Source organism: Shewanella sp. 0m-8, assembly GCF_052977265.1.
Map to the genome: position 1 here is coordinate 15,572 of NZ_JBRIMB010000018.1, position 26,103 is coordinate 41,674.

Below are 26,103 nucleotides of genomic sequence, written 5' to 3' on the forward strand. Positions count from 1 at the left end.
TTTAACTTTTTATTGTTGTCGATTTTGATGGGGTATTATTGAGATCTAAGTAACGTTACTTAAGCAGCACCTGCTTGAGTGCGAGTTCCAGTTCTGGATATTCGAACTGGAAACCAGAGGCTAATGTGCGCTTAGGCGTAACGTATTGCCCCTCAATTAATAGGCAAGACATCTCACCGAGAGCGAATCTCAGTGCAAAGGCCGGCACAGGAATAAAGGCGGGTCGTTGTAATACGCTAGCAAGAGTTCGGGTAAAGTATTTGTTGCTCACAGGGTTAGGGGAGCTGCCGTTGTATACGCCTTTACAATCAGGGCTGTTGAGTAAGTGAAGGAACAGTTGAATAAGATCCGATTGATGGATCCAGCTCATACCTTGCTCCCCATCGGCAATGGGGCCACCAAGTCCTAATTTAAATGCGGGTAACATCTTAGCGAGTGCTCCGCCCGCACTGCCAAGAACCAGCCCAATACGGACAATGCATACTCGAGTTTGCTCACTATCTGCCGTCAATGCGCCTTCTTCCCAGCGCTGACAAACCTGGTGGGTAAATTCGGCTAAATTGGTACTGCTGGTTTGATAGTTTTCATCGACCGCGTGTTGACCTTGATTACCGTAATAACCCACAGCAGAAGCACTTATAAAAGTGTGTGGAGGCGTGGTACTTTTCGCAATCAATGAAGTTAGCTGCTCGGTGAGGGTCCATCTACTGTTGCAGATCGCGAGTTTTTGTAAGCCGCTCCAGCGCTTGGCTGCGATGGGCTCGCCTGCGAGGTTAATTACAGCATCAAATTGATCTAAGTTATTTAGCTCATCGAGCGAAATGATGTAATGATGTTTAGCGCCGAGCTTAATGGCTGAGCGCTGGGGATCACGACTAAGGATGGTTAATTGGTGTTGCGGATCGATGGCATTAACCAGTTGCGTACCGATAAACCCGCTGGCGCCAGTCATTAATATATTCATAGGCTTAAATAGATATTCTCAATTTAGGGGCTAATCATGATGATTAAGGCCATGACATTTAGTACGCCAGAGAGTGAGTGTTAGATCTATTGCTTTTGATAGCATAGCTCTAGTGACACTGAATCTGCGAAGCGTAAAGCATGTGGTTTATCAATTTCTACTTTAGCAAAGTCGACCCATGGGTGTTCACTGGCAATATCTAAGACTTGGCTAGTAAGGTTTTCCAATAAAGAAAAGCGGTTGTTTTCAACTAAAGCAATGATCTTTTTCGTAATCGTGCGATAATTCAAAGCATCATCCATATTATCGCTGTTTCTCGCTCTATCAGCACAGTAGTGAATAACTACGTTAATGGTGACATCTTGCTTATTTTGTATTTCGTCTTCCTTAATGCCAATAAAGGTACGTAATCTTAGGTTCTTAATACGGATCACGGCGATTTCTGGTTTCATAGATAACGATGTCCCTGTTGTAGTGTTATAAGAAGCAGTTTATATAACCCTATCAATATTATAGTGAATCAAGAAGGATTTTATTGTAATGACTCGATTTGAGAATCAAGGCGTGGCATTTAAGGGCTTTGCTATTTCAGCGTTTATCGTTGTTATTTTAGCAGGCATTAAAGCTGCTAGCCCGATTGTAGTGCCTTTTGTGCTATCAGTGTTTATCGCAGTGATTTGTAATCCAATGATCAGTTGGATGACACGTCACCGAACACCACGTGGCTTAGCTGTGCTGCTGCTGATGGTGTTTATTGTGTTGATGGGGCTATGGCTTGCATCGGTGGTGGGCACCTCGATTAACGAGTTTTCGAAACAACTCCCTTTTTACCGCGATCAGCTGATAGGGCATTTTTCTTGGGTAGTCGAGAAGCTCGCGTCGTTTAATATCCACATCTCCAAAGAGCAGATATTGGCATATTTCGATCCTGGGGTCGCATTGTCGATGACGACAAATATGTTGTCTGGTGTGGGCAGTGTGATGGCTAACTTATTCCTGATTATTTTGACAGTTGTATTCATGTTATTTGAATCGAATGGTTTTTCGACCAAAATGCATTTGGCGCTGGACGATCCAGATATGCGCTTAAAGCAGGTAGACCGATTCTTACATTCAGTGAATCAATATATGGTGATTAAGACGCTAGTCAGTTTAGCGACCGGCCTTATTATTGGTGTTGGTCTTTACTTTATTGGCGTCGACTATGCTTTGCTATGGGGCGTGATAGCGTTTCTGTTTAACTACATTCCTAATATCGGTTCAATCATAGCCGCTATTCCTTCTGTACTATTGGCATTTATCCAATTAGGCCCTGGAGCGGCTGGTGGCGTGGCGTTATTGTATCTTGGTACAAATACGGTTATGGGCAATGCCGTTGAGCCTAGATATATGGGCAAGGGCTTAGGTTTATCGACCTTAGTGGTATTTTTATCATTGATCTTCTGGGGCTGGTTATTAGGCTCTGTAGGCATGTTATTGTCTGTGCCATTGACTATGATTGTAAAAATAGCTTTAGAGTCGAGCTCTGGCGGCCGCTGGCTAGCGGTGTTACTCGGTGATGATATCTCAGAGGCACAACTTCAAGAGGTAAAAGAGCCCGGATCAGCTACGTCAGAAAATGAACTGTTAGAAAGTAATCCGTTAGAGGGAGCTCAATTAGAGAGTTCAGAGTTAAAGAATAGAGAAAAGTGAGTTTGATGCAGTTATTTATTGAAGCAGTAAAGCAAGTTGAGCTGTCAGAAGATGTGAGCAGACTATTTCATGGGCGAGGAGGGCGTTTTAAAGGTTCAGAACATCTTTGTCTAGATTGGTTCTCACCTGTGTTGTTGTTAACCAGCTTTAAAGTGTTAGAAAGTGATGACTTGAGTCGCTTATGTGATGCGATAGAGCAGCGCTGGCTTGAGCTAAAAGGTGATGAACCACTGAATTTGGTGTTCCAGTATCGCCGAGGTGGAGAAACTCATACCGAGATCATTGAGGGGGAAGTCCCTGAGAAGCATATTGTCAGTGAAAATGGTGCTCATTTTCAAGTGCATCTTATGCGCGGTCAAAACCACGGCTTGTTTCTCGATATGCGTAATGGACGTCAATGGATCCGTGAACATAGCGCCCATAAAAAGGTGTTGAACCTGTTTGCTTATACCTGTGGTTTTTCAGTCGCAGCGCTGCAGGGTAAGGCTGATGAAGTCGTTAACATCGATATGAGTAAAGGTGCCCTATCTATAGGTAAACAGAACCATCTGCTAAATGATTTAAAAGCGGGGGCGCGTTTTCTTGGTCATGACATCTTTAAATCTTGGGGAAAGCTGACCAAACTCGGCCCATATGATTTGATCATTGCGGATCCGCCAAGTAATCAAAAGGGCAGCTTTGTCGCGACTAAAGACTATGCTCGCTTATTAAAGAGGTTGCCAGAGCTTCTAGCCGATGACGGTGACATGTTACTTTGTTTAAATGCACCAGAACTCAGTATTGAGTTTTTAATGGAGCAGGTTAACGAGTACAGTCCAAGCTTAGTTTTCTGTGAACAGCTTGATAACCCCGCGGTGTTTGAAGATATCGATCCTAACAAAGCGCTTAAAGTGCTACGTTACCAAAAGAGTTAGTCTGTAGACTGAGATCTTAAAAGCCAAACATCATGTTTGGTTTTTTTATGCCCTAACATTTAGAGGCTCTATTTGATGATGAGAGGAGGGCACTATTTGGTAGATTTTTTCGACGTATAAAGTTGGCTGTTAAGTTCATTTTTGAATTAAAATGTGAAAGACTTTCATGTTGATCGACAGGAACACGTGCTTTATCGGGTTATTTTGTATTTAAGCGCTGCCTTTGAGTGCTATTTCTGAAAGTTTTCTGTAAGTCTCTTGGCGGTGCTGTTATACTCGCGGTTAGAAACAAAGCATAATTGGCATGTTTTTAAAAAAAGGCAAAATGACACACTTTTGATGTCATGCCTTTGTACCCTACACCTTAATCAAAGATCCGGAGTTATTATGGAAGTTCAGGAATATGAAGGCGCATACTATCAACTACAAGATGAGATGTTAGAGTCTCTACCAGTTGAAATGGATGAAGAAGCGTTTTTAGATTAAGGACAATATCCTAAAGCCAGAAAATAGCTGAGCTTTAAAGATAAAATAGCAACCACTAGGTTGCTATTTTTTGTTGAGCTTGGAAGCTGGGTTTAGCCATTCACTTGGCGCTTTTCTGGCATGATTTCTACAATAATCCAGTTTCCCTGACGCTTGTGTAAACGAAGCGTACGATCATCAATCCAACTTCTTCCGCCACGTAAGCCTTTAATTTTGACGATGACAGTAACGTCATCGGTGAATTTTCTAAAGAAATCGATATCGACTTCATCTACTTCAAGCTCAACGTCTGTCATCGACAGGTTCAACATATTACGCTGCACTGAAGCTGCAATATAATAATGACTCAAGATCTCTTTAAGTGAGTCATCAACATAAAATTTGGCATTTTCCACATTTCTATCGATGTAAACCGCGCTTAAGAAGCCTATAGAGGTTAATTCTGGCGTTCTAAGGGATTGCTTGGCTGAAAGACTTGTGTCATTGCTGTGCTGCTCTGAGGGGCTACATGCTACAAGCCCTAAAATTGCTGCAAAAAGTAACGGTTTAATCATGTTATAAGTGATGAAGGATTTGCTGCAGTATTACGATTCTTTTGTATCAAGGCAAGTCATTCATAAAAGATCGCTTGAAAAGCTTGACCTAGATAAAGATCTGAGGCATATCTGTATAGATAGCTTAAACATGTTATCCACAGAATCTGTGGACAAGTATGTTGAAGACTATTTTTAACTTGTTTAAGTTGTTGATATATAGCAAGTAAAAGTGCTGGTTATTTTTTGACTCATTCCTGGTTTCCCTCTTTTTTCGCTCTGCAATCTTTGTTAATAGCTAACTTAATACTTGTATTAGCGATCTCTCGATTTATTTTTATCCCTATCAAGAAGCCTTATCTATCTAGTGGATTTATTTCAGATTAACTTGACGTTATTCAATGGTAATCACTCATGATTACTCCGAACTTTCTATACAGCGTTTTCACTAAACGGATTTTCTACATACCGACTTGGTACATACAAACTCTCTATTTACTGACGTTCCTTATACTGAGAGGGTTGTCTTTAGGGATGTTGCATGAGGTCGACTGACAATAAAGTAAGTTTATTATTGAGAAGGATTTTTTTGCCATATGCGGCAGAAGCGCTCAAAGACAGGCACTGCACTCCTGAAATCGCCAATTTTTACAACTGCTTAATAGACTTTGTGGCGGAAGAGGGTAATCGCTTAGAACCTAGAAATAGAGGAGGCTAGCGTTAAATCGGCATATCGATAGATACAAAAAAGCCTGCTGATGCAGGCTTTTTAATGGCTTGATTAGATAGGCTAATTAAGCTTGTTCGTTTTGTGCCGCTTGAATTGCTGTTAGTGCAATCGTGTAAACGATATCGTCAACTAATGCGCCGCGAGATAGATCGTTCACTGGCTTACGCATACCTTGAAGCATTGGGCCAATAGAGATCAAATCAGCACTACGTTGTACCGCTTTGTAAGTTGTATTACCCGTGTTTAGATCTGGGAATACAAATACTGTTGCTTGGCCTGCTACAGGGCTGTTAGGCGCTTTAGAGCGAGCAACGTTTGGCATAACAGCTGCATCGTACTGAAGAGGACCGTCGATGATAAGATCTGGGCGCTTCTCTTTTGCAATACGGGTCGCTTCACGTACTTTATCGACATCAGAGCCAGTGCCTGAACTACCTGTTGAGTAACTGATCATCGCAACGCGTGGCTCGATACCAAATGCAATTGCAGATTCTGCAGATTGAATTGCGATATCAGCTAATTGCTCAGCACTTGGATCTGGGTTAATTGCACAGTCACCGTAGATGTAAACTTGATCAGGCATTAGCATGAAGAAGATAGAAGACACTAGGCTTGAACCTGGTGCAGTCTTAATCAACTGTAGTGGTGGACGAATTGTGTTAGCTGTAGTGTTAACCGCACCCGATACGATACCGTCTACTTCGCCTTGAGCAAGCATCATAGTACCTAGTACCATGTTGTCTTCTAATTGCTCTTTAGCAACAACTTCAGTTAGACCTTTACCACGACGTAGCTCTAGCATAGCTTCAACGTAGCGACCACGAGATGCTTCAGGATCAACGATTTCTACGCCATCACCTAATACAACGCCTTGCTGAGTAGCAATACGTTCAATTTCTTCGCGGTTACCTAAAAGAACACAACGAGCGATACCACGTTCAGCACAGATAGCTGCAGCTTCGATGGTTCTTGGCTCATCACCTTCTGGTAGCACAACAGTCTTACGCGCAGCTCGAGCAAGTTCAGTTAGCTTGTAACGGAATGCTGGTGGCGATAAACGGTGCTCACGTGGAGAGTTTTTAGTGATGCTCTCAACCCAGTTTTGGTCGATATGGCTAGCAACGTACTCTTGAACTTGTTCAATACGTACCGCGTCATCTACAGGCACTTCATGATCAAAACGCTGAATGTTTAGCGCAGTTTGCCATGTGTTAGTATCGATTAAGAATACTGGTAAGCCAGTTTCAAAAGCTTGCTCACAAAGTTCCATGATCTGTGGTTCAGGCTCATAACCGCCTGTTAGCAACAAGGCGCCGACTTTTACGCCGTTCATTGATGCAAGACAAGCTGAAACGATAACGTCTGAGCGGTCGCCTGAAGTCACTAATAGTGAATCAGTTTTAATATGAGAAACCATATTAGGGATGCTGCGTGCACAGAAAGTCACTTTGCGCATACGGCGAGTGTTCATCTCACCAGCGTTGATGATTTTAGCGCTCAAGTGCTTAGCAAGATCTGATGCACGTGGTGCAACAAGATCTAAGTTGTAAGGCACGCTACCTAAAATACGTAGTGGGCTCTTACCTGGCAGTTGGAACATGCTCGCTGCATCTGGGCGTTGCAGTTCGTCGTGATCAAATACTTCTGATAGATCTGGACGTGCACGGCCTTCGTCATCAACCGGTGCGCCAATCTTGTTGACGATAGCACCGATTAAACGTTTGTTTTCGCTACCACCCCAAGAGTTGTGTGAAATCTCTAGGCGGTTCATTAATGCTGTTGCACTTTCGTTACCTGGAGTGGCAACAAAAATGATATCAGCATCAAGTGCTTTAGCGATTGCATGGTTAACATCGCTAGAGAAAGGGTGATTACGAGTTTGGACTAAACCTTCAACGATCAAGGTTTCTGTATCATCAGCACATTCTGTTGCACGAGCAATGATCTGCTCCATCAACACGTCAGTTTGGTCTGCACGAATTAGTTTTTCTGCATGCTCCATCTCGAATGGCTCGAGTGGATTAACGGTTGGAGACTTGCTCAAAATAGTCGTTGAGCGCTCTGGACCATTGTCGTTTGGACGTTGCTGGGCGATTGGTTTGAAAAAGCGTACTTTAACGCCATGGCGTTCAAGTGCACGAACCATACCTAGGCTGATGGAAGTTAAACCAACGCCTGTACCCACTGGAATGAGCATAATGTTACGAGACATATTGACCTCTTGAAACTCGGTGATGCCATACAAGGTATGGCTAAAATCTATACAGCGCTAACAGCAGCTAATACGAGGTATTAGCTGCATTTTGTTGCTTAAATTACTTGATTAGTTCGATTGCGTCTTGCGCAATAACCCACTCTTCATTAGTTGGGATAACCATAGCAACTGTACCTTCGTCGGTAGTGATCTTGCCACCATTACCAAAACGTGCAGCAGCGTTACGCTCTTTATCAACGTTGAAGTTGAAAATCGCTAGAGAGTTAAGTACTTTCTCACGGATTAGGTCAGAGTTTTCACCGATACCGCCAGTGAATACTACAGCGTCTAGACGCTCTAGTGGCACAGTGTAAGAAGCGATGTACTTAGCTAGACGGTAGCAGAAGATTTCTAGTGCTAGCGTTGCGCCTTTATGACCACTTTCGAAACCTTCTTCGATGCCGCGGCAATCGTTAGTTAACTCAGAAATACCGAGTAGACCACTTTGCTTGTTCAGTACAGATTCAACTTCATCTAGCGTGTAACCAAGACGGTTAACTAGGTGGAAGATAACTGAAGGATCAACGTCACCACAACGTGTACCCATTACCAAACCTTCTAGTGGAGTTAGACCCATAGAAGTATCAACACTCTTACCGCCTTTAATAGCAGTAACAGACGCGCCGTTACCTAAGTGAGCACAAATGATGTTTGTGTCAGCTTCATCTTTACCTAGTGCAGCAGCAGCTTCGCGGCTGATGAATAGGTGGCTTGTACCGTGCATGCCATAGCGACGGATAGCATTTTCGCGGTATAGCTTGTATGGAAGCGCGTAGATGTATGCTTTTTCTGGCATAGTTTGGTGGAACGCAGTATCGAACACAGCTACTTGTGGTAGTTGTGGGAAAGATGCTTGCGCTGCACGAATACCGATTAGGTGAGCAGGGTTGTGAAGTGGTGCTAAAGTTGCACAATCTTCAATACCGTGAATCACAGAATCGTCAATAATGACTGAATGAGTGAACTTCTCACCACCGTGAACAACGCGGTGACCAATTGCTTGGATCTCTGCAGCGATTTCTGGGTGAGCACCTAGAATGTCTTTAACAATGTATTCAACAGCTTCTCTGTGAGCAGTGAAAGCACCTAGGCTCGCTTCACTTTTCTGGCCGTTAACTTTCCATTTGATTCTTGAATCTTCAAGACCAAAACACTCAGCTAGACCTGAAATTTGGTCATCGCCAGAAAGCGCATCAATTACTGCAAACTTTAGAGATGAACTACCGCAGTTAAGCACCAATACCAGTTTGTTTGACATGTTTAAACCTTTCGCAATAAAGGGTGAAGCCGTTTGACTCACCTAATAACAAAACTTCATATGGCAACTATAGCCGAAGTCGTAAAGTATGCTCTTTAAAAGAGCAAAATTGTGTCTTACTCTGCGCTAGCCCTTGGGGCAGGCCGAGTGTTTATGCTAAAGTTAGGCTGTTAATTTTATTTATAGGTGCCATCGTTGAGCATTCAAGTTCTCAAAACATTGGGCGAAGGTCGTCGTTATATGAAAACCTGGCCTATGGTTCGACAACTCAGTTTTTACTTTCCTGAGTATCGCGTTATGCAAGCGACTAAACTTGCATTGCCTTTAATGCCTGTGTTGGCTATTTTGGCGGCAGCGAGTCAGCTGTATCTTCATGGCTGGGGCTATCTGCCCCAGGCCATAACCATCGCATTATTCTTTATCAGCTTGCCTATTCAAGGCTTACTCTGGTTAGGCTGGCGTTCTCGCCACCCTTTACCCTTATCTCTGCTTGACTGGGGTAACCAGCTATCGACTAAATTATTGCAAATGGGCGTTAATTGTCGACCACTTGGCGCTAAAGCCTGTTACTTCGATATGGCGTTAATACTAAAAGCGGCTTTTGAACGCTTAGATGCCAGTTATTGGGAAGAACTTTAGTTTAGCGCTGAGGATTAAACGCGGTTAATAAACTGCGTTTATTCCCATATCGGTAAAGACTTTCTTAATCTGTTCCATGGTTTCGGTGTTTGGCGGAGAAATAGTATTAAGTTCATATTTCTCTCCCATGGCTTCCCATTTATGTTTGCCTAGCTCGTGGTAAGGGAGTAACTCGACCTTTTCCACGTTAGTCATAGGCTTAATAAATTCAGCTAACGCTTGAGCTGATGGGATATCGTCGGTATAGCCACCAACAACCACATAGCGAATCCATGTTGTTTGCCCACGCTTATGCAAATATTCTGCAAACTGCAGCGTGCGCTGGTTGCTGACATTGGTCAGAGCGATATGCTGTGCATCATCAATCTGCTTAATATCTAGCATCACTAAATCTGTATTATCGAGAAGTTCATCGATAATGGGGGTGTGTTTACGAACGAAGCCATTAGTATCAAGACAGGTATGAATACCTTCTTTTTTACAGGCTTTGAAAAGTTCAGCAACAAAATCAGCTTGTAAAATCGCTTCTCCGCCGCTTGCGGTCACACCACCGCCACTGGCTTCAAGAAAAGGTCGATAACTAATGATTTGACTCATTAAGTCATCGACTTTCATTTCTTTACCACCGTGTAAGTCCCAAGTGTCGCGGTTATGGCAGTATAGGCAGCGCATTAAGCAGCCTTGCATAAAGGTGATAAACCGAATGCCTGGGCCATCTACTGTTCCAAAAGATTCGATAGAATGAATCCGACCGATAACTGCCATTGATACTCCTGTTAGGCTGACGTGTGCTTTGCACAACATCAGCCGAATCGACACTTAAATTAACTTACAGACCTTTAGTAAAGGTACGGGTAATAACGTCTTGCTGTTGCTCTGGTGTTAGTGAGTTAAAGCGTACTGCATAACCAGAAACACGAATTGTCAGCTGTGGGTACTTGTCTGGGTTAACCACGGCATCTTCAAGCATTTCGCGGTTCATTACGTTAACGTTTAAGTGTTGACCACCTTCACGGCTATCGTTATGTGCGAAGTAACCATCCATAAGCGCTGCAAGGTTAGTCTTACGTGCATCATCATCTTTACCTAACGCGTTAGGAACGATAGAGAACGTGTAAGAAATACCGTCTTGTGCGTGAGCAAATGGTAGTTTAGCAACTGATGTTAAAGAAGCAATTGCGCCTTTCTCATCACGACCGTGCATTGGGTTAGCACCTGGAGCGAATGGTGCGCCAGAACGACGACCGTCAGGTGTGTTACCTGTCTTCTTACCATAAACCACGTTAGAGGTAATAGTTAAGATAGACTGTGTTGGGATCGCGTTACGGTACATCTTCATGTTACGGATCTTCGCCATGAAGCGCTCAACCAATTCAGTTGCGATATCATCAACACGTGGGTCGTTGTTACCGAACTTTGGATAGTCGCCTTCGATGTCGAAATCAACAGCAATGCCATTTTCATCACGGATTGGCTTAACAGTTGCGTACTTAATCGCAGCAAGTGAGTCAGCAGTGATAGAAAGACCTGCGATACCACACGCCATAGTACGACGTACGTCACGGTCATGAAGCGCCATTAGAGCAGCTTCATAAGAGTACTTGTCGTGCATGAAGTGGATAGCGTTAAGTGCAGACACATACTGTGTAGCAAGCCAGTCCATCATAGTGTCTAAACGACCCATAACGTCATCATAGTTCAGTACTTCGTCTGTGATTGGAGCAGACTTAGGACCGATTTGAGCGTTAAGTTTTTCGTCAACACCACCGTTAATAGCGTAAAGCATCGTCTTGGCAAGGTTGGCACGCGCGCCGAAGAACTGCATGTGCTTACCAACAACCATTGGGCTAACACAACAAGCGATAGCGTAATCGTCAGATTCGAAATCTGGACGCATTAGGTCATCGTTTTCGTACTGGATAGAGCTAGTATCGATAGATACTTTAGCCGCGTACTTCTTGAAGTTTAGTGGTAACTGCTCAGACCATAGAACCGTGATGTTTGGCTCTGGGCTAGGACCCATGTTGTATAGAGTGTGCAAGAAACGGAAGCTTGACTTAGTAACAAGTGTACGACCGTCAAGACCCATACCCGCGATAGACTCTGTTGCCCAGATTGGGTCGCCAGAGAATAACTCATCGTATTCTGGAGTACGTAGGAAACGAACCATACGTAGCTTCATTACGAAATGGTCAACCATTTCTTGAGCTTCTTGCTCAGTCAATGTGCCATTCTTAAGATCGCGTTCGATGAACACATCTAGGAAGCTAGAAGTACGACCTAAAGACATAGCCGCGCCGTTCTGGCTCTTAACTGCAGCTAGGTAGCCGAAGTAAGTCCACTGGATAGCTTCTTTAGCGTTAGTCGCAGGTAGAGAGATGTCGAAGCCGTAGCTTGCTGCCATCTTCTTCATTTGACCTAGTGCTTTGTGCTGTTCTGCAATTTCTTCACGAAGTTGCATAGTGTAAGACAAGTCTACGCCAGTTTCGAAATCAGACTGTAGAGATCCGAATTGAGCAAACTTGTCTGCCATTAGGAAATCAATACCGTATAGTGCGATACGACGGTAATCACCAATGATACGGCCACGGCCATATGCATCTGGTAAACCAGTCAATACGCCAGACTTACGACAACGCATGATTTCTGGAGTGTAGATGTCAAACACACCTTGGTTGTGTGTCTTACGTAGTTCTGAGTATACGTACTTAACGTCAGCATCTAGTTCGCGGCCGTATGCAGCACAAGAACTTTCAACCATACGAATACCACCGTTAGGCAACATAGCACGCTTTAGTGGCGCTTCAGTTTGCAGACCAACGATAGTTTCTAGATCTTTAGTAATGTAACCGGCTTCGTGAGAAGTGATTGTTGATACACGTGAAGTATCAAAATCAACAGGTGCGTGAGTGCGGTTCTCTTCCTTAATGCCAACCATAACTTTGTCCCAAAGTTCGGTTGTTGCTTCAGTAGCACCAGCTAGGAAAGACTCATCGCCTTCATAAGGAGTGTAGTTAGCTTGAATAAAGTCACGCACATTGACTTCAGTTTTCCAATCGCCAGCGGTGAAACCTTCCCACGCGGTTGCAAACTGTTCAGTTTTATCGGTCATCGTACTATTACCTTCTGTTTTAGATAAAGGTTATTGGGTATCGATAAGGCTCAAAAACGAGGCGTGCGATACACCAATAGCTAAGTCTTAAACGCCCCAAAAGGCTGGAAGCCTAATTTAACTTGGCGCGTTTTCGAAGTGAATTCACTTCATTGTAATCTGTATTGGTTAACCATCTTTCGTTCCCCAGTATATATTCTGACTGAAGATGTGGAATTGGTAAGACCAATTAACCATGAATATATTAGCATAACCTAGGATGCGCTGCACTTAAATCAGCTTCCAATTGCTTGAGAAATGCAAAAACTGTTACCAAGGTAGCACTTTTTGCGCGAACGAGGTTTTAACGCCCGATCTTATTTGCTTGAGTTTAAAACTGGTCTGATTTTCGCAAGTGATTTTTCGTCTAGTGTAAAGTCACCTAACACTAGCCATTAAAAAATCGAACGGCGATAAATCTCATTAGATTAAAGGCCATATAGATGCCTTATTATGTGACGGCGGTATGAATTATAGATGAAATAAACGCCAAGTTAAGGCTGTTAACAATGTGATAGTCATTATCTGAAGCGGCAAAGCGTTGAGTGTATTTCTAAGCTTAATAGTGGTGCGCGCACGAAAGATTGCATGGATTGCATATAATAAACATTTGTTTCTAAGGCTTAACCACAAGGTTTTTGAAGGCGTTAATGGTTTCGCTTTGCGGTGTCAAAGTGAGGTCATCTGGTGTTTTTGACCTCTATGGTAAGGGCTGAGTAGATTAATATCTTGCTATTGTTGCTACATTATCAGTCTTCTGTATCGGCTAAAAATTAGCTCTGCTAGCACGAGTGGTTTATTGGGTTAGTGTAAATCAATCTAAATCTAACTCTGGCTGTTGCATTCTATTTTGGCTATGGAACCAAAATATAGGAGCTAAGCTATTACAAAAAATGGAGATCAAGCGTTGTGCTTACGGCCTCGTTATTTTACGTTACCCTATGCAGATAAGTGAGCAAGATAAGTCATTAGATTGTTGTGTAACTGGAACGGTTTGGCTGCGTGGTAGATAGAGGTTAGTACTGTTCACTGAGCGCTGAACACTGCTTTTTAGTTTGTTAACTTTGAGAGCCAGTACAATAAAATAGACAGAGTTAGATCTAGATTAAACTATGATTATATTTCCCTATATTAGTAAGGCGTTTTTAATGCCTTTAGTTTGCAGCTATGTTATCTTACCAAACTTAAAATGCAATTGGTCAGACCAATTTACCTTTCGGGTTTATCTATTAACTGATTGTCATTGATTTTACACAAGTTATTTCTAGGCTTATTTTATAGTACGTGATTGATGATTACGGGTGTTGTGGAGAAAGTTTATGCGATTTGTATGCAGTTTTGACAAAGTTAGTGGCTTTAGGTGGACACAATGACAGTTAATAATCAGCAAAGTCAAAGTGTTCAGGTAGAAGGTTCACTTCAAACGTCTAATGCTAACCCTGCGGCTAAGGTGAGTCTTACTCAACAAGCTGCCCTCTACGGTGCAGATAAAGTAACCAAATCTAAATGGCAATCTTTTGGCCTAGCGATATTTGCAGGTGCATTTATTGCTTTAGCGTTTGTTTTTTACATTACTGTTACTACAGGTAGCGACGGTTCTTGGGGTCTAACGCGTTTCGTTGGCGGACTCGCTTTCAGTTTAGGTTTAATCCTTGTTGTGGTTTGCGGGGGAGAACTGTTTACCAGTACCGTGCTAAGTAGCGTGGCGTGGGCTCAAAAACGTGTGGGTCATATCGCATTGCTGAAGTGTTGGGCTAGAGTTTATGCTGGTAACTTTGTTGGCGCTATGCTCATGGTGTTACTGATCACTCTGGCTGGTATGTATCAGCTTGATGGTGGTCGTTGGGGCTTGAGTGCACTGAACATTGCACAGCACAAATTACACCACACCTGGACCCAAGCTTTTGTATTGGGCATTTTGTGTAATATTATGGTGTGTCTTGGGGTGTGGATGACATTCGCTACTAAAGATGTACTGACAAAAGTTGTACTCATTATGTTACCCGTTGCTATGTTCGTAAGCAGTGGTTTCGAGCATAGCATTGCCAATATGTTTATGGTTCCGTTAGGGATTGCAATTCAACAGTTGGCCGATCCTGCTTGGTTTGAAGCGTTGAATATCAGCCGTGAGCAGTTTGCTGATTTGACCGTAATGAATTTTGTTCTAAATAACCTTATCCCTGTCACCTTAGGTAACATTGTTGGTGGTGGTGTGTTTATAGGTTTAGGCTATTGGATGATAGAGAATGGCGCTAATCGTTATTCTGCTCAAGACAATCCACAGCAGATTGCGCCAAAGACGAACGCTGACAATTAAGCGAGTAGGCTAATAGCCGCATTCGAAAACAAGCAGTTCATTTTTATGAGCTGCTTTTTTTTACCCATCAAATAGTTTATGGCATGCTTAATACTGAAGTCGCAGCGATTAATTGTGACATTACGCAATAATTTAATGGTTAGTTTGTTTTCCCATCATGTTTCTAACGCTGTTTGTCAGCGGCTGCTGGTATCACTCATTAATATTGATTAAAATCCCGCGCCTAACTCTTCCATTGCGTGACTGCCTGCAATTATATGCGCTTGCTTACAAAAACCTCACTCGTGCTGACCTTTAGTTACTTTTTTCTCTGGTGCTTTGGCCCTTTATGGCTGAGAGAACTGGGAAGTTGGTTCGGTTTACCCCTATGGTTTTGGTTTTCCTGTATTGCAGCACCAATTTTATTGATAGTAAGTCTTAGCTTTTTCCTGACCAATATGGCTGACAAACAAGATGACTAGTTTGCTTCCCGTGCTTATTTATCTCGCTTTGAGCCTGGTTGTCACCCGTGTATGGAGCGCACGTCAATCTAAACAATCGCAGGCACTGCATGAAGATAAAGCCAAGCGCTTCTTCATAGGCGGTCCGTTTTTGGGGGGGCCGTTACTGGCACTCACCTTAGTTGCAACTTATACCAGCGCAGGCTCTTTTATTGGGGGGCCAGGGGCGGCGTATAAGTTTGGTTTGGGCTGGGTTTGGTTAGCACTTATTCAAGTACCTGTGGTTATTCTTACTCTGGGGGTTTTAGGGCCTAAATTTCTTGCGCAAAAAAAGCAATACAGCACCATTATTGAATGGCTAGATATTCGCTATAAAAGCACAGGATTAAGCATTATTGCCATGTTGAGCTTAGTCGTCGGCTTTATTGCCATGATTTCGGTGCAATTTATAGGTGGTGCGCGGTTACTTTCTGGTGTGACAGGCATTAGCTACGAGTTAGGCCTAGCGGTATTTGTCATCACGGTAATGGCTTACACAATTACTGGTGGCTTTAGAGCTGTGGTGCTTACCGATGCACTGCAGGGTATGGTGATGTTAGTGGGACTGATGATATTACTACTGGTGATCCTTACGCAGCCAGAGCTCAGTGCGCAGCTTAGCGAGGAAACGGCAAAAGCACCTCAGTTACTTAGCCCTCACGGCATGGGTGACTATCTTGGTTGGCCAATGATGCTCTCATTTTGGGTATTGATCTGTTTTGGTACAATGGGCTTGCCACACACGATTGTCAGGTTACTCGCAGTTAAAGATAACCAATCATTAAAGCGCGGTATGATTTGGGGAACATTAATCTGTTTCTTGATGACATTACTGCCGCATCTTTGTGGGTTTTTAGGGCGTGCATTATTTCCAAATCTCTCGGTTCCCGATCAGATTATGCCCACCTTAATTGCAGAGTTAATGAGCCCATTTTGGGCGGGTATTTTATTAGCGGCGCCGATTGCTGCGGTCATGTCATCGGTTGATTCAATGTTGCTCCAATCAGCGGTAAGCATTGTGCGTGACGGCGTGGTGAAAACCCGACCGAAGATGAGTTCAACAGCTCAAGTTCGTTTGACTCAAGTAGTGATGGTACTGATCACTGCCTTAGCCTGCTTTTGGGCAATAAAACCGCCGGATATGATTGTTTGGATTAATCTTGCGGCTTTTGGTGCACTGCAAGCGGTATTTTTATGGCCGATTATAGCCGGGTTATTTTGGCCTAGTGTGAATGGGCAAAGCGCTTTAGTGGCGATGTGCAGTGGTATGGCAAGTTATCTCGCGCTGCAGTGGCAAGCACCACTGACATTCAATATTCATCCTATTGTCCCCGCGCTGCTATTCTCGCTATTGATGTTAGTGATTAGTCATGTCATACAGTTATCACGAGCAAAACGTTCACTGCAGAATGATTATTAAGCTGTATTGCAAGCCTGTTGTAAGCATATTGTAAGACTAGGGTAAGCAGTAAGCTGTCTAAGGTTAACCCATTGCTGGAAAAGGGTTGGCCATTGGTTTATATTTGCCGCCATATAATAATAAAATGGTGGCATAATGGACCCTGTTAGTACTTCAAATGACACAACTAATCAAACGGTTAGTCATGGTGTTGCTCAATCATCTGAGCAAGCCTCTCAACTGCGTAAATCATGGCAAATGCCTGATACCTTAGTCATTATCTTTTTTGTTGCAATCGCGGCTGCGATTTTGACCTACTTTGTTCCAATTGGCTCGTTTCAGACTCAAGATGTCAGCTATGTTGTTGATGGGGTAGAGAAGAGTCGAAGCGTTATTGATCCCAATTCTTTTACGTATGAAGTTGATGAACTGGGCGAGCCTATTCTACAGCCTGTTGCGTTATTTGAAGGCCATGGAGGCGTTGGCTTTTTTAATTTTGCCTTCGAAGGTCTCGTTTCAGGGTCTAAGTGGGGCAGCGCCATTGGCGTGATCATGTTTATGCTCGTGATTGGCGGCGCTTTTGGCATTGTGATGGCAACAGGTACCATAGATAACGGGATTTTGAAGCTAATAGATGCCACACGTGGCAAAGAAGGCTTGTTTATTCCGGTTATATTTATCCTGTTTTCACTTGGCGGTGCGGTATTTGGTATGGGGGAGGAGGCGATAGCCTTTGCCATTATTATCTGCCCGTTAATGATCCGTTTAGGCTATGACGGCATCACCACTGTAATGGTCACCTATGTGGCAACTCAAATTGGCTTTGCCGCATCTTGGATGAACCCGTTTAGCGTTGCTATTGCACAAGGCATTGCTGGCGTACCTGTATTATCGGGCTCGGGCATGCGCTTTATTATGTGGACAGGTTTTACCTTGATGGGCGTAATCTTCACCATGCGTTATGGTGCAAAAGTAAAAGCCAAACCTGAGCACTCTTTCAGTTATCAAAGTGATAGTTATTTTAGAGAAAACCAAAAGCAGGCCAATTTAGAGAGCCGCTTTAATCTTGGTGATATCTTAGTGTTATCGACTATCGTTGTGACCGTTGCGTGGATCATCTGGGGGGTGATAGCAAAGGCTTGGTTTATCCCCGAAATAGCCAGTCAGTTTTTTACCATGGGTATTATCGTCGGTTTAATCGGTGTGCTGTTTAAGCTAAATAACATGAATATTAACACCGTTGCAGTGAGCTTTAAGCAGGGCGCTGCCACCATGCTTGAACCTGCTGTGTTAGTGGGTTGTGCATCTGGTATTTTGTTGTTACTAGGTGGTGGTGATGCTAAAACACCAAGTGTATTGAATACCATTTTAAGCGCCGCAGGTGAGTTTATCGGTCAGCTGCCAAGTGTGATGTCAGCTTGGTTTATGTTTGTGTTTCAATCGGTGTTTAATTTCTTTGTGACCTCTGGTTCAGGTCAGGCTGCACTCACCATGCCGCTCATGGCACCGCTGGCTGACCTTGTAGGTGTCACACGTCAAGTTGCCGTATTGGCTTTTCAGCTAGGTGATGGCTTTACTAACGTTCTAGTGCCAACGTCTGCAACCTTGATGGCAACTCTGGGTGTATGTCGAGTGGATTGGGGGCAGTGGCTTAAGTTTATTTGGCGCTTTATGTTGGCGTTATTTACTGTATCGAGCGTGATTGTTATCGCTGCGCACTATATGGGATTTAGTTAAGCGAGAATAGATTGAAACGTAAAATGAACTGATAAAAAACGGCATCTTAGGATGCCGTTTTTAGTGTGAGTAAAGCGATAGTTAGCTCTTAAGTAAGTGCTTGCTTAGAACTTCACTTCACCTTCAACAAACCACTCACGACCACGTGCATTGTATATGCTGCGTGGGTAGTGCGGCCATGATGTTGCAGTTGGGTCAAAGTTAGGGCCTGCATCAAACAAGTTAACAACACCCGCTTTAACTTTTATTGAATCAGAGATGGTGTAACCTGTCGTTAGGTTCCACTTAGTTTGCGAGGCAACTTCATGGTCCTCTTCAATAAATACATCGCCTGCGGCTTCTGCAGCTTCTTTGAAAGACTTATATTGTGAACCGTGCATGCGCGCAGTGTGGTAAGCGCCAAGTGTCGCCTCAAAGTCTTCAATGAAATAACCAAGTACTAAGTTGGCACGGTACTGTGGCAAACCACCGTTTTCGATATCATCTTCAATAGGGTCGCTCTGAGTTAGCTGATACTCTGAATTCAAGATATAGGTACCGCTAAAGTTAAGCTTTAGTTCACCAAAATTATTTAGATCCCAGTTATAGCCAGCAGTTAAATCAAAACCACGTACTTCTTGGTACGCCAAGTTTTGGGCTGTTGCATTGATATGAGTAATGGTGCCATTATCGTCACGGGTGATCATGTCTTCATACAGCTCATATTCACGAGCAGCTTGTGAAGCACTGATGTCACTTACCATGTCGTCAAGCTTCCACTCCCAAAGATCGAACGATGCGTTAAATGAATCTCCGCCCCATACCGCGCCAATGTTTGCTGTGTAACCTGTTTCAGCTTCTAAGTCTTGGTTAGCACCAGTTGTGGTATCGATGTGAAGTTCATTACAGATAGCATTGAGGTTTTCATCTGGGTAACTTGTACCTGGTGTTCCGCCCATCGCTTGGCACTGCTTAAAGTCAATAACGGTGTTAAAGCCGTTTGTAGGATCGCCATATACGCGGTGCATATCTGGAGCGCGGAAAACTGAGCTCCAAGAACCACGAACAAGTAGCTCTCTTAATGGACGATACTCAACTGCGATTTGTGGTGAAAGGTTACCACCAAAATTGTCATAGTGGTCATAACGAAGCGCCGCATCAATGGTTAAGTCATCCAGCACTGGAATACTCAATTCTGCATAGGTTGCCCAGTTTTTACGCTCACCAGCACCTGACGAACCGCCTTTACCTAAGATGTTACCGTTTTTAGATTCAGAGTCTGAGTCTGTTGAGTAGTCTTGTATCGTGTATTCAGCACCGTATGCGAACATCACCTCGCCAGCGTCCATATCAAATAGTGCGCCTGTGATATTTGCTTGAATGTTCTTCTGTGTTGATTGAGCGCGCTCAAAAGAGCTGTAAGATGCTCTTTCTGCATCTTCTGCAGACATGTTTTCTAGTAGAGAGTTACCATTCTCACCGGCAGTTATGTAGTTAAACATACCAGCTACAGTCGCGTTACCGTTGCCAAATACATCAACACTGGTGCGGCCATAGTTAACTGATGCATCCCAGCTATATTCATCAGCAATCATGCCTTCAAGACCAGCGGTGAAGAAATAGTTGCGGGTCTTGGTTTCAGTTGTGCGGTTACCTAATTCATGTAAGCGACGAGCATAGTAGTAATCACCATCTTCAGCATTGGCAAAGTCACCGTTTAGTGCGGTTGACTTATCATCAAAGACCTTGCTGAGGTAGTTATCTGCGCCAACTTGGCCATAGCTAACCGTTAATTGATCGCCATCAACAGCAATATCGTAGTCATCGATTGCAGAAGGTTCGATATTAGTAACAGATTTAGCTTCTGCAAAATCTAAACGACCCACAAAAGTCACATCTTCAGCAAGTTCATAGTTAAAGATGGTTGAGCTGATAAAGCGTGTGCTTTCTGGTTGTAAGTCACGCCATTGAGAACGGTCGAATCCACAAGTGCTACCAGTCCATAGGAAACCACCAGCTTCACATTCGGCAGGGGTCAGTACGCGTTGACCCGTTGGTGTCACACCATCTACAGCTACACCTGCGATTCTGGCACCGTATGAACTGTAGCTTGAAAAGTCACTGTGAGGGACTTTGTCAGTATGTAAACCGAAGTTTTCTCTATCTGTTGCTTTTAGTGACTCATTGTCTGTAAATTCGATAAAGCTTGAAACGTTACCTTTGTCAGAAGAAGCACCTATCGATAGTGCAACGCGATCGTTGCCTCCGCCACCATTTGTTGTATCGCCGTGACGGTATTTAACCGCAACACCTTCGAAATCTTTTTTCAAGATGATATTGATGACACCACCAACGGCATCTGCACCATAAATAGCTGAACCGCCTGACTGCAAGATCTCAATGCGTTGAACTGCTTCCATCGGCAGGTTTGCTGTATCAACGAAATTATCAGTACCGCCAGCGGGCTTTGGATATTGGTTTAATCTTTTGCCATTGATCAGTGTCAATGTACGGTTTGCACCTGCGCCGCGAAGGCTAATAGAAGAAGCGGCAGGTGTGAAGCCATGAACTGATTGCGTCGTCATAGCACCTGTAGATGAGGTTAAGCTTTCTAAGGCATCTTGAATGCTAGTGAAGCCCTGATTAGCCATTTCATCAGCACTTAACACTGTAACAGGTGTTGCTGTTTCCATATCGCTACGCTGAATACGAGAACCCGTCACCTGGATGCGTTCTACATTTTCATCATCAGTTGCTGCAAGTACTACTGGCGAGCTTAGTGCAGCAGCCGCTGCACCTGTTGCTAACGCAAAGCGGATCGCTTTGGCCAATCTTGAGTTACGCTTCATATTGTTTACTCCCTTGGAACTTATAATAGTTATATGTTTTGTTTAGGTTCTGCTTCTTAAGATGTTGCAAATGTATTTAAAAAGAGGTCCCGAGAGTGGATGTAAGCACAACTAAATAACTGGGGCAACATGCCATTTACAGGTGTTGTGTGCGCAAGTCTTTACGTTAATTTACGAGTGAGTAACATGCTCGTAACTGTGTTGTGACTTCGGTGTTTTTCGTGTAATTAAGTTGGTGTTGCTGTTGTCTATTTTGTTGCGAAGGTTTGCTTGGTGTGATCGTTCTGTTTTTACTTGTGGCACTTGCTGTTGCTGATGTTGGTGTGTTTTTGCTGAGTGCTAAGCTGTATACGCGTTAGTGTAGTGTCCTGTATAAAAAACCCTAAGTGTGATGGTGGTCACACTTAGGGTTTCGGGGAGTAGGTGTTGATGGTAAATGTTACATTTAGTTTACCGGTTTTAAAGGCTAAATGAGGAACACCTAAGTGGCGTAATTAACATCATTTTTTAAGCTGTAACTCGACCAAGAATGCTTGCCTTATAATGGATTAAGTATTTTATCGCAACATAGGTAACAACGAGCGTTGCAACGATAAGCTCAAATTTTGCAGCGATGAGTAAGTCAAAAGAGAGCGCACTGCTACCGTATGTTGCAACGACCCAGTTAACGGTTTTAAATAAAGCTGTAGCACCAATAACCATAGGAAAGGTGAATGCGGCGTAACCTGGTGAGAAAGGCAATCGGAGTAAGTGAAAGAAAGCCAAATAAATTACGCTGGTCATTAGCAATGCAAGCGTGAGTAATACACCCACTATAATCAATGAAGGTTGAGCTGAAATTGTTAAGTAACCAGCCAAAGAAAGGCTAGCGGGTGCAGCTAAAATTGCGATGGTAGGTTTAGCGGCTTCAGCAATGGGTTCACAGAAGATCAAACGATAGAGCATGATAGGCAGCATCACTAGATAGCTCAGCATGCCAAAGGTAAGAATTGCATCTGCTAACCATTGATACTGCATTTCAGCACCATGAGGAAAAGAGACTGCGGCAACAATAATACCGATAGGTGGCACAAACCAACTTGGTACCATATGGTCGAGTTTAAAATCGATGGCACGGTAATAGACGAATAAGGTTAAAAATACCATATGAATGCCAATCGCTAATAACCATATTACTACAGCAATACTGTGATTAAAGTGCCCGATGGCAGCTGAAACCACCATGAGTCCCATCGCAAAAGTAGGGATGACACTACCCACGACAGGATGAGTTAATTCTTGCATCAGCACTTTGGGGTGAAGCACGAATTTGGCGACTAACATCAATAACATAACACTCGCGATTGAAGCGCCAGCTAATTGAGCCTGACCACCAAAACTCGGCATCATACTTTCCCATGCCCAACCTAAGCTACCAATAGCCAGTGCAAGGCCTGCCATAGGGCTAGGTAAACGTGATACTCGGTGTCTTAATTTTGTGTGTGATGTGGCCATAGTATTATCCTGGAATCAATCTTATAAGCTTATTTTAGAACCGTTACTTGGTAATTAAAATTGAAACTAAATTAATCTTAACTTCAATTTTATTGATTAAGTTGGCCCGGTTCTTGGTTCTTGGTTCTTGATTTTGACTGATGGTTTTATTAGGTGATTAAGGCTTGAGCTTACAACGGAGTAAGGTGTGGCCTAGACCAATGTTGTCAATATCTTCATCAACAAAGAGCCCTGCTTGGCTGATTAGCTTAAGTAAGGTTTTACTGTGATACATGCGGCTGTTGCCGTTGGCGATGGCGGTAAAGTATAAAGAGGTTGCGTTGACGCAATAAGCACCGGCCTCAAAGGGCTGACGATCCCAGAAGGTTTCTAAGATACAAAGTTCACTGCCTGGCTGCATGACCGATGCAGCACGTTTTAAAATACTCAGGATTTCAGCTTCGGAGAAACAATCTAAGAATTGGCTCATCCAATAAAGATCACCCTTTTCACAAAAGGGTTTATTTTCATCGAGCAGATCGGTGACATAGGCATTAACTCGGTCAGATACTCCGGCATTCACTGCGTTTTCCATTGCGACCTGTAATTGACCGGGCAGATCCATAATGGTGATCTGGACCTGGCTGTCATAGCCTGTGCAGGCCAATGCCCATTTGCCAGTATTACCGCCCACATCGACAATATGTTTGGGTTTAGCTTGAAAAATTAAAGGAAGCAGCGATTCAAACGCATGATCTGAGTAGTAGTGATCAAACTCAAACCAGCTTTTTTTTATCTCATCGGGAAGTTGACTCAAACCTGGGTAAATCGTTGGCCAGTCGCCAAGGGAGCTTAATCCTTTAGGCTTACCTTCTTTTAACGACGCTTCTAGTTCAAATAAACCTTGATAGCACACATCATGGGTAAAGTTTAAGTTGGTTTTTGCCATATCATCATGCAGCAAAAAATGGCCAATTTTATCTAATACATAAGCGTCTTCATTTAAATAGAGCAGACCCATACTGAGTCCCATATCGACCAATACTCCCACTGCATACGCTGATAACTCAGATTGCTGTGCCAAGCTATTTACGCAGCAGCCTTTCTCGCCGCTTTCGGAGATGAATTGTAAAAGGTTAAATTTTAGAAGACAGCGTGCTACTTGAAAGCTAATTGGTGCAAAAGCAATTTTTTGTGCTTCAAACTTTGCATCAAAAGCACTAATAGAAAGGGGGGAGCGATAAAAAGACATAAGTTAAACCAAGTTAAGCTTCTAGAGTATTAGTGGAGCCAAATTTTACATGTTACAGTTTGTTTATTGTTTGAAGTTGATCTGACTTCAGACGCTTACCTGTGTGCCTCACAAGGTATGAAGCGAGATTAATGGTGAACCCTGCGTATTTTTAGTCTGAAGGAAGTTGATATGCTCGTACCTCTGACCTATGTCGGTCGACAATCAAGCCGCAGTGATGGCCAAGCTCGGCGTATAGAAATTTTAGAAGCCACCTTACGGTTAATCGTCAAAGAGGGGATCCGTGGTGTTCGTCATCGCGCAGTGGCCAGTGAGGCTAATGTACCGCTCTCTTCAACCACCTATTATTTCGATGACATTAAAGATCTGATCAGTGATTCGTTAACCTATTTTGCTGAAAAAACCTTGTGGATGAATAAGGCATTAGAACAAAATAGTTACGCGTTGGTAGAAAGTGTCATATTGGAGCAGCAAAGGGCTGATGAGCAACAGGTCAAAGCATTTATTATTGATCATTTAAGCCAATTCATTGGCGAGCATATAAAAGAGCAGTTATCACATCGAGACGATAGAATACTTGAGCTTGCATTCCATGAAGAAGCATTGCGTAATCCGCAGCTTGCTTTGGCCATCAGCTTATTAGATGAGACGTTTCAGACCAGCATTAAGACATTTTTTAGCACTATGGGTTCTTGTACCGCTCATGCGGATGCATATCAAATATTAGCGATTATTAAGTTGCTAGAATATCAATATCTTATTCGCGGCAGTATCGACGAAAAAGAGATGTTGGAAATTATTCGCTCGAGTGTGAACCACATAGTTAAAGCGATTACAGTCAAAGCAATAAAAAACCCAAGCTAATGCTTGGGTTTCTTGGCAATTGGCTACAGTTTACTGCACGTTTTCAGCGTCGCTAAACTGGCCTTGGAACAGGGCTGATGATAAGTAACGCTCTGCTGCTGAAGGTAGAATAACTACGATATTCTTGCCTTCAAATTCAGGTAATGCAGCGATACGGTTAGCGGCTACTACAGCTGCGCCCGAAGAAATACCCACTAAGATCCCTTCCTCTTTCATCAAACGTTGAGCCATTTCAATAGACTCTTCATTGGTTACCGCTTCAACGCGATCAATAAGGGTTAGATCTAAGTTTCCAGGGATGAAGCCAGCGCCAATACCTTGGATCTTGTGAGGTCCAGGTTGTACCGTTTGGCCAGCTAAAGTTTGTGCGATAACGGGTGAGTCAACAGGCTCAACAGCAACCGATGTAATCGCCTTACCTTGAGTGTTTTTAATATAGCGGCTCACGCCGGTAATTGTACCGCCCGTACCTACACCCGCAACAACAACATCGACTTCACCGTCGGTGTCATTCCAAATTTCTGGTCCAGTCGTTTTTTCGTGAATTTCTGGGTTAGCAGGGTTATTAAACTGCTGTAATAGGACATACTTTTCAGGATCTGATTGACGGATCTCTTCCGCTTTATCAATAGCGCCCTTCATGCCCTTAGCGCCTTCAGTCAAAACAAGGTTAGCGCCAAGTGCTTTAAGTAATTTTCTACGCTCTAAACTCATGGTGTTTGGCATAGTTAAAGTCAATTTGTATCCGCGAGCGGCAGCAACATATGCTAGAGCGATACCAGTATTGCCTGACGTTGGCTCAATAAGCTCTTGCTCTTGAGTCAGCAGACCTTTTTTCTCTGCATCCCAAATCATATTGGCACCGATACGGCACTTAACACTGAAACTTGGGTTACGCGCTTCTACTTTAGCAAGCACTCTACCATTGCTCACACGATTTAGACGGACAAGAGGGGTGTTACCAATTGTTTGTGAATTATCTTCAAAAATTTTGCTCATGGATTGCTTGCTCCTTTATATGCTCAGCTAAATCATAATAGGCTTTCACAGCAATAGAAGTGATAGTTTGTTCTTCATTATGCTTTTTAGTTATTAAAGCGTTTGCTGTTATACATAAACGTCAGGTTTAAACA

18 protein-coding genes are annotated in these 26,103 nt (G+C 43.3%); 7 read left to right on the forward strand and 11 right to left on the reverse strand.

Annotated features, from left to right (window positions below; genetic code table 11):
• Window positions 1–55 precede the first annotated feature (55 nt).
• Complete coding sequence (locus ACVBIO_RS10735; protein ID WP_447161723.1) at window positions 56–964, reverse strand: TIGR01777 family oxidoreductase; 909 nt, start codon at window positions 962–964, stop codon at window positions 56–58.
• An 86-nt stretch (window positions 965–1,050) separates the two neighbouring features.
• The gene (gene folX, locus ACVBIO_RS10740) at window positions 1,051–1,416 is read right to left on the reverse strand and encodes a dihydroneopterin triphosphate 2'-epimerase (RefSeq protein WP_447161722.1); all 366 of its coding nucleotides are present in this window, start codon (window positions 1,414–1,416) and stop codon (window positions 1,051–1,053) included.
• 88 nt (window positions 1,417–1,504) lie between these two features.
• Here folX and ACVBIO_RS10745 point away from each other — a divergent pair, with 88 nt between their 5' ends.
• Complete coding sequence (locus tag ACVBIO_RS10745; protein WP_447161721.1) at window positions 1,505–2,656, forward strand: AI-2E family transporter; 1,152 nt, start codon at window positions 1,505–1,507, stop codon at window positions 2,654–2,656.
• Window positions 2,657–2,661: 5 nt separating this feature from the next.
• Window positions 2,662–3,570: a class I SAM-dependent methyltransferase gene (locus ACVBIO_RS10750; RefSeq protein ID WP_447164152.1), complete on the forward strand. Its 909-nt coding sequence runs from the start codon at window positions 2,662–2,664 to the stop codon at window positions 3,568–3,570.
• A 578-nt stretch (window positions 3,571–4,148) separates the two neighbouring features.
• On the opposite strand, the gene ACVBIO_RS10755 is transcribed toward ACVBIO_RS10750, so the two are convergent.
• From ACVBIO_RS10755 to ackA, 3 genes are all read right to left on the reverse strand, one after another.
• A complete protein-coding gene (locus tag ACVBIO_RS10755) occupies window positions 4,149–4,607 on the reverse strand; it encodes a hypothetical protein (RefSeq protein ID WP_447161733.1) in 459 nt (152 codons plus the stop codon).
• A 776-nt stretch (window positions 4,608–5,383) separates the two neighbouring features.
• A complete protein-coding gene (gene pta, locus ACVBIO_RS10760) occupies window positions 5,384–7,531 on the reverse strand; it encodes a phosphate acetyltransferase (protein WP_447164153.1) in 2,148 nt (715 codons plus the stop codon).
• Between the two features lie 103 nt (window positions 7,532–7,634).
• The gene (gene ackA / locus ACVBIO_RS10765) at window positions 7,635–8,831 is read right to left on the reverse strand and encodes an acetate kinase (RefSeq protein ID WP_447161718.1); all 1,197 of its coding nucleotides are present in this window, start codon (window positions 8,829–8,831) and stop codon (window positions 7,635–7,637) included.
• A 195-nt stretch (window positions 8,832–9,026) separates the two neighbouring features.
• Here ackA and yfbV point away from each other — a divergent pair, with 195 nt between their 5' ends.
• Window positions 9,027–9,470: a terminus macrodomain insulation protein YfbV gene (gene yfbV / locus ACVBIO_RS10770; RefSeq protein WP_447161717.1), complete on the forward strand. Its 444-nt coding sequence runs from the start codon at window positions 9,027–9,029 to the stop codon at window positions 9,468–9,470.
• 24 nt (window positions 9,471–9,494) lie between these two features.
• Here yfbV and pflA read toward each other — a convergent pair whose 3' ends face one another.
• Both pflA and pflB read right to left on the reverse strand, forming a co-directional pair.
• Window positions 9,495–10,235, reverse strand: coding sequence for a pyruvate formate lyase 1-activating protein (gene pflA, locus ACVBIO_RS10775; RefSeq protein WP_447172573.1), 741 nt, complete (start codon window positions 10,233–10,235; stop codon window positions 9,495–9,497).
• A 64-nt stretch (window positions 10,236–10,299) separates the two neighbouring features.
• Window positions 10,300–12,582 (reverse strand): formate C-acetyltransferase, encoded by a 2,283-nt coding sequence (gene pflB, locus ACVBIO_RS10780; protein WP_447161715.1) that lies wholly within the window; start codon window positions 12,580–12,582, stop codon window positions 10,300–10,302.
• A gap of 1,408 nt (window positions 12,583–13,990) precedes the next feature.
• Between pflB and focA the strand changes: the two genes are divergently transcribed.
• From focA to yfcC, 3 genes are all read left to right on the forward strand, one after another.
• Window positions 13,991–14,938 (forward strand): formate transporter FocA, encoded by a 948-nt coding sequence (gene focA / locus ACVBIO_RS10785; protein WP_447161714.1) that lies wholly within the window; start codon window positions 13,991–13,993, stop codon window positions 14,936–14,938.
• Window positions 14,939–15,391: 453 nt separating this feature from the next.
• Complete coding sequence (gene panF, locus ACVBIO_RS10790) at window positions 15,392–16,837, forward strand: sodium/pantothenate symporter (RefSeq protein WP_447164435.1); 1,446 nt, start codon at window positions 15,392–15,394, stop codon at window positions 16,835–16,837.
• 135 nt (window positions 16,838–16,972) lie between these two features.
• On the forward strand, window positions 16,973–18,553 hold the full coding sequence (yfcC, locus tag ACVBIO_RS10795; protein ID WP_447161712.1) for a putative basic amino acid antiporter YfcC: 1,581 nt from the start codon (window positions 16,973–16,975) through the stop codon (window positions 18,551–18,553).
• Window positions 18,554–18,657: 104 nt separating this feature from the next.
• Here yfcC and ACVBIO_RS10800 read toward each other — a convergent pair whose 3' ends face one another.
• The 3 genes from ACVBIO_RS10800 to ACVBIO_RS10810 all read right to left on the reverse strand — a co-directional run bounded on the left by ACVBIO_RS10800 (window position 18,658) and on the right by ACVBIO_RS10810 (window position 24,106).
• Complete coding sequence (locus tag ACVBIO_RS10800; RefSeq protein ID WP_447169604.1) at window positions 18,658–21,381, reverse strand: TonB-dependent receptor domain-containing protein; 2,724 nt, start codon at window positions 21,379–21,381, stop codon at window positions 18,658–18,660.
• 507 nt (window positions 21,382–21,888) lie between these two features.
• A complete protein-coding gene (locus ACVBIO_RS10805) occupies window positions 21,889–22,875 on the reverse strand; it encodes a TDT family transporter (protein ID WP_447161710.1) in 987 nt (328 codons plus the stop codon).
• Window positions 22,876–23,032: 157 nt separating this feature from the next.
• Entirely contained in the window at window positions 23,033–24,106 is a 1,074-nt protein-coding gene (locus ACVBIO_RS10810) for a methyltransferase (protein WP_447172574.1), read from the reverse strand.
• Window positions 24,107–24,277: 171 nt separating this feature from the next.
• Here ACVBIO_RS10810 and ACVBIO_RS10815 point away from each other — a divergent pair, with 171 nt between their 5' ends.
• Window positions 24,278–24,970, forward strand: a complete 693-nt coding sequence (locus ACVBIO_RS10815) for a TetR/AcrR family transcriptional regulator (protein WP_447161708.1) — start codon at window positions 24,278–24,280, stop codon at window positions 24,968–24,970.
• Window positions 24,971–25,000: 30 nt separating this feature from the next.
• On the opposite strand, the gene cysK is transcribed toward ACVBIO_RS10815, so the two are convergent.
• Complete coding sequence (gene cysK / locus ACVBIO_RS10820; RefSeq protein ID WP_447161707.1) at window positions 25,001–25,969, reverse strand: cysteine synthase A; 969 nt, start codon at window positions 25,967–25,969, stop codon at window positions 25,001–25,003.
• Window positions 25,970–26,103 lie beyond the last annotated feature (134 nt).